Origin of the sequence: Bacillus cereus group sp. BfR-BA-01408 (assembly GCF_022663305.1) — a bacterium.
GTDB classification, from domain to species: Bacteria; Bacillota; Bacilli; order Bacillales; family Bacillaceae_G; genus Bacillus_A; species Bacillus_A pacificus.
Genome location: NZ_JAKUFF010000359.1, coordinates 1 through 212, shown reverse-complemented (window position 1 = coordinate 212; position 212 = coordinate 1). Strand labels below are relative to the sequence as shown.

Here is a 212-nt window from a genome sequence, read left to right as displayed (position 1 = left end):
AGACTGAAGAAGAGAAAAAGCAAGAAGAATTAAAGAAACAAGAAGATCTTAAAAAACAAGAAGAACAAAAGAAACAAGAGGAACTTAAGAAGCAAGAAGAACAAAAGAAACAAGAAGAAGAAAAGAAACAAAATGAACAAAATAATGGAAATGGCCAAGGAAATACAACACCTCCAGCAAATAACGGAGGAGGCCAAGGAAATACGACACCT

General features: G+C 34.0%; 1 protein-coding gene. It reads left to right on the top strand.

What is annotated here, in order from left to right; genetic code table 11:
* Positions 1-212 (top strand): hypothetical protein (locus tag MR083_RS28405; protein ID WP_242270156.1); only part of this gene is annotated, 212 nt, incomplete at both ends.